The following is a 6,232-nucleotide window of genomic DNA, read 5'->3' as shown; positions in this document are numbered from 1 at the left end:
TGATCGAGCAACATATAAGTATACAAGTTGTGTTCGTAATGAAGATGGTAGTTATAGTGAAGAAACTATCGAAATCAAGCCAGGCGAGAATGGTGTAACTGAAGCGGATATTAAGATGCTTCACTCAATGGACGACAGTGAGGTTTACTACAACAATAAGAACCTGCGTCCTACTAGAACTGCTGAAGAAAAAGCTGAAATTGAAGATTGGAAAGAAAAATATATCCGGCGGTTTAATCTTAAGCATGGTTATGAGCCGAATAAGGATGATGTGGAGTATGCTGCTGAAGAGCATTTTCCACGTAACTATAATCTTTCGCTTGATTTTGATGCACGTCGAGACTGTCGTATTGATGTCAAAGGCTGATTAGGTGGGTGCAAGTTTGCCCTTATGTAGCAAGGCTTAGCGAGGGCTATCGTTAAAAGGTTTAGTATGCGGCGGCTTTAAACTAGGTTCTCGCGGTTTTTGAGATTTTAGATGCGATTCTGCTATTTTATCAGTTATAACTTATAAATTATCGATTTTGTCATTAAATTTCACTTATAAGCGATGAGTGCGGTGAAAAGTCCTGGTTCTGGTTTTGTTTTGGCTCTGGTTGTGGAGATTTTGGTTAATCGTACATTTTTTACGATTACAGGTTGAAGAGGTCTGCGTGGCTACCAGTATCGATAAGTGTGAGCGTGAGAATATCATCCTCTAGTAAATAAACAAGTAACCAGTCTGGCTTGATGTGACATTCGTGAAAACCGTTGAATTTCCCCTTGAGTATATGGTCTTTGTATTTAGGATCAAGTGGAATGCCTTGTCTTAGGTTATCTACTACTTCATCTAAAAGAGAAAGATCGATTCCTCGTTTAGCCATACGCTTATAGCTTTTCTTATAAGCATTCGTGAACTTAACGTTGTACATCAGTCTTGCAACAGCGCTTTCTTAAGGTCTTCCATAGAAGAATATGATGGTACGTTAGGTTCTCTGGAAATTCTTTTGGCTTCTTGCATTGCTGCCAGTGTTTCAGCATTGAACTTTGGGATTTCTACTTTAAAAGGAAGGCCGCCGTGCAAAACGCATTGGCGTAAGAAGATGTTTACGGCACTTGACATATCGATGCCGAGTTCGCTAAACAGTTCATTTGCTTCTGTTTTGACATTACTATCAATACGAATTTGAGTAGGACTTGTTGCCATAGTATTAGCTCCTTTTAAAGTGATTATGATACAATCAGTATACGTTGTCAAGCAATAAAGAAGAAATAGTAATATTTTGCAAATGTTAAACAAATGTTTTGTGATTGCTTATATTTGAGTTTTTGGCGTAATGCTCATATAATTTTCCACGTAAAGCACATTTAAGTTTATGAGGTGTTGCGCTATGACTGCCCAAATGATCGCTAGTCTTCAGAACGGTTTGAAAGGCATATAAAAGCACATAAAACAGCTTAAGATACATATTCTTTAGCAGTATTAAACACGCATTGCACATGGTGTTTTGTCATTATGCTTGCACATGCGCGCTAGTTTTTCTATGGTTTTTACACGTTTTTGCATGTTTTTGCGCGTTCTTATCGTTCTTGTAAGCAATCGTTATCTTTTTATCTAACTGATTTTCATTGTTGAAATTTATTCAATAACAGTAAGAATTAATGTTTAATAACAGTAAGAATTAAGGTTTAATAACAAGTAAGAACGAAGCAATAATAATGAATAATAATATAGAAGACGCAACTAATAGTCGCAATAACAATAATAAGCAGTCAACTAGCAACTTAATATTGCGTATTGATAATGTAACAAGATCTTATTCTCGTGGATTCGGTCATAAGAAAACAACTCGCCAAGTTTTACATAACGTATCTTTTGATATTCATTCTGGTGAAATATTTTGCTTGCTTGGTCCGAATGGTGCAGGTAAAACAACTACTGTGAAAATTGTTGGTACGTTGTTAGCTCCTGATAATGGTAATGTTCGTATTGCCAGTATTGATGCTGTGAGTAATCCTCGAGAAGCACGTAAGCACGTGTCGTTACTTCTTGGAGGTGAGCGAGGATTCTATCAAAGGTTAAGTGCATTAGATAATCTTCGTTATTTTGCTGATCTTTCCGCTGTTCCATATAGGGAGCAAGGTAAGCGTATTCACGATGCTCTTGAGCAAGTTGATTTACTTGATAAAGCTCATGATGCTGTTCAAACTTTTTCAAGGGGAATGTGGCAACGATTGCATATTGCTAGATCGCTGGTTGCTAGAACGGATCTTATGCTTTTAGATGAGCCTACCACTGGTTTGGATCCTGAAAATGCTAGGAAAGTACGTGAAATTATTCATGCTTTACGAGATCAAGGAATAGCGATTTTGCTAACTACGCATGAGATGAGTGAGGCTGAAAAATTAGCTGATACTGTTGCTGTAATAAATCACGGTAATATTATTGCTCAGGGAAGTGTTCAGCAGTTGGCTTCTTTGCAGCATATTGATCATGTAACAATGTACGCGTATGACGGTGAAGTATCAAGCGGAACTCCTAGTGTTAAGGAAGAATTGCAAAAACTTGATGGAGTGTTGTGGTGTGATGTTTTTGAATCGCATGGAGTGTTAAATATTACTATCGCGTGGAGTAAAACATTATCTCAAGAACGAAATATTAAAATTCCTGTTGATGGGATTACGCGTTTAGGTGATCGTGCTGCAAGTTTGGAAGAAACGTATCTTGCTATTGTGCAAAATGATAATATTTCTGCGTCAAATACTTCTACTTCTTCTGCTGCTACGCCGTCTTCTTCGCCGTCCTCACTCCCATTAAGTAAGTAGGAGGCTTAATATGAATACTTCTACTCGTTCATACGCTTCTGTGATTCGTGGCTTATGGTTTCAGCTTAAAAGCTTAGCAAAAACAACGTTTTTCTTGCAAAATGCGATACTTGCTCCAGTATGTTTTGCGTTGATGAAAATTGTTGCATACTATGGTTTTTCTCATGATTGCGCTAATTGTCTTAATAATATTTGGGTTGATTCTTCTATAGCTGGATTATGGTCTGCTACAACTACTGCTGTTGGAATTATTGGATACCAGCGTTATTTAGGAACATTACAATATTTAACTTTAAGTGTTATCTCACCTTCTGCAGTGTTTCTTCCTATTGTAGGATCCGCAGCTTTACTTGGGTGCATTGGTATGCCGCTTGCGATTATTACCGTTGCTGTTTTCTGCCATGGGTTCTTTATGATAACATTCACGCAGTTAGTTGGATACTTACTTTCTATGCTTGCTTGCGTAGCTTCTGCTGCATTATTATCTGGAATTTTTGTATTATGCCGTAAAGCTACAGTTTATGAAGGTTTGATTTTAATTCCTGTATGGATGCTTTGTGGAATAGTGATTCCTGTAGAATCAATGCCATTGCCTGCTCGCATTATTGCGTTTATTCATCCGCTTACGTCGGCAGTGTGGGTGGCTCATGCGCAAGCGTTTAATGCTACTACTGTGTTAGCAATTGTGTTATGCGTTGTATTATCCAGCGTTTTGCTTGTTATTGCAGGTTTTATGTTACGTCATGCTATTCGACTTGCAACGCTTAATGGAAGTTTGAACATAATATGATACGAAATAATAATCAGGTTGAAACTATGCGAAATAAAATTATTCAAAATAATAAGTACGCTGAATTGCATCAATATAATCAATATTCTCAGTATGGTCACGTGAGCGTGTTATCTAGTATACGAACTGGTGCAAGAGTGAGTATACAGAGTATACCTAGCTTAAATAGTTGGAATACTGCTGTTATTCGTATGATTGTTGAGCCTCTTTTATCCACGTTCTTATACGTTTTTCTAGCTGGAGCTGTAAGCGGAGGATTCAATGGAGCAGCTAGTTATGCGACTAGCGCTGGTTTTAATCATAGTTTGATTGCTTCAACTCTTCCTGCTGTGATGGGTGCATGTTCTATTTCCACAAGTATGACTGTGTCAGAAGCGCTAGCATGGGATCGTTTTGAAGGTACAACACCATTCGTGCTTACAAGCGCAAAAGTTGCATTACCATTATGGTTCGGTCGTATTATTGCGCTCGTGACTATTTCTTTGGTGAGTGATGCTGTGACTTTGTTTATAACAATGCTTGTAGTAAGCCCGAGTGCTTTCTTTGTGATTAATATGAGTGCGTTGATGCTGTTGTTCCTTATTGTTCCTGTTGCTTCTACTGGATTTGGTATTGCTATAGCTGCTATAAGTATGATGATGAATGATGTTTATACTATTTCTAACGCGCTTAGTGCAATACTTCCTATTGTTTGTGGTGTGATTGCTCCAATTAGCGTATTTCCTAATATGATGCAATACGTGTTATACGTGATTCCAGTAACTCATGTTACGCAAGTATCGCGTAGCATAGTTGATGGTTCTGTAAATGTTGGCGTATCTCTACTTGTGATTCTTATTGTTGGCGTGTTATGGGCAATTGTTGGTGTGATCATATGGAATGTTGGTGTGGCGGTTCAACAGCGTAAAGGTACTTTAACAAATATAGGGTTTTAAGTAATAAATATGGGATTTAGTTAATCATATAAGGATTAGATTCGCGTATGGAGAGTGGGTGTAAGACTAGTGGCATGTTGATTATTGCGTAAGATTGTTCAGCAAGCTATTAAGCAAATCTTAAACCTTTTTGCGATAGCTTTTTCTATCGTTAAAAAGTGCACCCACTATCCATAGTGTGCACTCAAAAAAGTGTAGCTATACTTGGAGTTCTCTCAATCCACGTCGAGAGTGTCGTATTGATGTCAAAGGCTGATTAGGTGGGTGCATTGAAGGCTTTGTGTAGCAAGGCTTAGCGAGGGCTATCGTTAAAAGGTTTAATGCGAAGCAGCTTTAGGCTGGGTTCTTGCGATTTTTGAGTGCGATTTTGCTGTATGAGGGAACATATCAACCCTCTAGGGTCGAGTGCACAGGATGTTAACGTTAAAAAGTGCACCCACTTTGCACCCACCCTGTGAAGTGGGAAAATAAGGTTTAGGCTAATTATCATGGAGAAGAAATCTAAGTTTCGTTAGTCTAAAAATAAGGAGAGATGGCTATGGATAAGATAGATGAGCTAAATAAAGATGTGATAGTCATCCATCCTCAGCGTGTAATTAAGGATTATGCGGTTGGGGTTTATGCTCGTGTGAGCACAAATCGTAAAGAGCAGCTGGATAGTCTTTCGACTCAAGTGTCTGGTCTTACTCGCCTTGCTGCTTCTCACATGACTTGGTTTGTTGCTGATATTTTCCTTGATGTTGCTTCAGCTAAGGTTGGATCTTCAAGAAACGAGTTTAATCGAATGATTGAAGAATGTGAGAAAGGTAATCTTGATATTATTCTTACTAAAAGTGTGAGCCGTTTTGGTCGTGATACGAAAGAAGGCTTAGAGGCTATTAGAAAGATTCGATCATGTGGCACGAGAATTATTTTTGAGACAGATAAAATTGATACGGAAACTGTCGATGATGAACTTTTAATCAGTGTGGTTCAAGCTTGTAGTCAAGCAGAGAATGATTGGCGTAGCGAGAATATTGTTTGGGGATTAAGGCGTAGAGCAGAAGATGGCACGTCGGGTCTTTATAGCAGAGTTTGTTATGGTTATAAGAAAGATAAGCATGGAATGCTTATTATTGATGAAGAGCAAGCGAAGGTAGTGAGAGCTATCTTTGATTGGTATCTGGAAGGTTTAAGCGTTGTTGGAATTATTGAAAGGTTAAAAAGTAGAGGTGTTAAGTCTCCAAAGGGGAAAGATATTTGGAGTAAACGGGCTGTTGAGAGCACTTTGACTAGGCGTAAATATACAGGCGATGTGGCGATTGCTGTTCCGGGAAATGCGGATTGTCAGTATTTGAATACAGATCATCATGCAGGCATTATTTCTAAAGAAACGTTTGAAGCCGTTGAGCTTGAGATGGCGGCTCGGAGTAATTTGGAAGTTGGAGAGGACGGAACGGTCAAACGCAAGTCTAAGAAATATAGCTCGAAAGGTAAAATGAAACCTGATTATTAGTATGTGCACGAGGAGGTGCTTAAGGAATGGATAATAAGAAGTTTATCGCAGAGACGAAAGATGTTCGTTTAACGGTGAAACGTGCTGATACTTTTGGTGTGAGCTTTGTTAACTGTGAACAAGATATATTGAGGGTTGAGGAAGCGCAAAATGTTATAAGGCTTATTCAAACTAAAAAAGTCTCAGCTTCGAATTGGCTGAGGTGGT

6 protein-coding genes and 2 pseudogenes are annotated in these 6,232 nt (G+C 38.5%); 6 read left to right on the top strand and 2 right to left on the bottom strand.

Annotated elements, in window-relative coordinates:
- Positions 1-367: pseudogene (locus tag ACTJLE_RS06030) on the top strand (RNA polymerase subunit sigma-24); the annotation flags it as partial.
- Between the two features lie 265 nt (positions 368-632).
- On the opposite strand, the gene ACTJLE_RS06025 reads toward ACTJLE_RS06030, so the two are convergent.
- Positions 633-911: a type II toxin-antitoxin system YafQ family toxin gene (locus ACTJLE_RS06025; RefSeq protein ID WP_481267856.1), complete on the bottom strand. Its 279-nt coding sequence runs from the start codon at positions 909-911 to the stop codon at positions 633-635.
- Entirely contained in the window at positions 911-1,186 is a 276-nt protein-coding gene (locus ACTJLE_RS06020) for a type II toxin-antitoxin system RelB/DinJ family antitoxin (protein WP_481267855.1), read from the bottom strand. Before ACTJLE_RS06020 ends, ACTJLE_RS06025 begins: the two co-directional genes overlap by 1 nt.
- Positions 1,187-1,698: 512 nt before the next feature.
- On the opposite strand from ACTJLE_RS06020, the gene ACTJLE_RS06015 reads away from it, so the two are divergent.
- From ACTJLE_RS06015 to ACTJLE_RS05995, 5 genes and pseudogenes are all read left to right on the top strand, one after another.
- Positions 1,699-2,805: an ABC transporter ATP-binding protein gene (locus ACTJLE_RS06015; RefSeq protein ID WP_481267854.1), complete on the top strand. Its 1,107-nt coding sequence runs from the start codon at positions 1,699-1,701 to the stop codon at positions 2,803-2,805.
- A gap of 10 nt (positions 2,806-2,815) precedes the next feature.
- Entirely contained in the window at positions 2,816-3,595 is a 780-nt protein-coding gene (locus ACTJLE_RS06010) for an ABC transporter (RefSeq protein WP_481267853.1), read from the top strand.
- A complete protein-coding gene (locus tag ACTJLE_RS06005) occupies positions 3,592-4,530 on the top strand; it encodes an ABC transporter permease (RefSeq protein WP_481267852.1) in 939 nt (312 codons plus the stop codon). The genes ACTJLE_RS06010 and ACTJLE_RS06005 overlap by 4 nt, the downstream gene beginning before the upstream one ends.
- Positions 4,531-5,068: 538 nt before the next feature.
- Positions 5,069-6,025: a recombinase family protein gene (locus tag ACTJLE_RS06000; protein WP_473412339.1), complete on the top strand. Its 957-nt coding sequence runs from the start codon at positions 5,069-5,071 to the stop codon at positions 6,023-6,025.
- Positions 6,026-6,051: 26 nt separating this feature from the next.
- Positions 6,052-6,232: pseudogene (locus ACTJLE_RS05995) on the top strand (hypothetical protein); the annotation flags it as partial.

This window comes from Gardnerella sp. CCPDSM (assembly GCF_056754715.1).
The sequence above is the reverse complement of the archived record's forward strand: the minus strand, read 5'-3'. Positions and strand labels throughout refer to the sequence as shown.

Bases quoted from the DNA above. Each gene is read 5' to 3' on its own strand.
- ACTJLE_RS06025 (WP_481267856.1), bottom strand. From the start codon at position 911: ATGTACAACGTTAAGTTCACGAATGCTTATAAGAAAAGCTATAAGCGT.
- ACTJLE_RS06020 (WP_481267855.1), bottom strand. From the start codon at position 1,186: ATGGCAACAAGTCCTACTCAAATTCGTATTGATAGTAATGTCAAAACA.
- ACTJLE_RS06015 (WP_481267854.1), top strand. From the start codon at position 1,699: ATGAATAATAATATAGAAGACGCAACTAATAGTCGCAATAACAATAAT.
- ACTJLE_RS06010 (WP_481267853.1), top strand. From the start codon at position 2,816: ATGAATACTTCTACTCGTTCATACGCTTCTGTGATTCGTGGCTTATGG.
- ACTJLE_RS06005 (WP_481267852.1), top strand. From the start codon at position 3,592: ATGATACGAAATAATAATCAGGTTGAAACTATGCGAAATAAAATTATT.
- ACTJLE_RS06000 (WP_473412339.1), top strand. From the start codon at position 5,069: ATGGATAAGATAGATGAGCTAAATAAAGATGTGATAGTCATCCATCCT.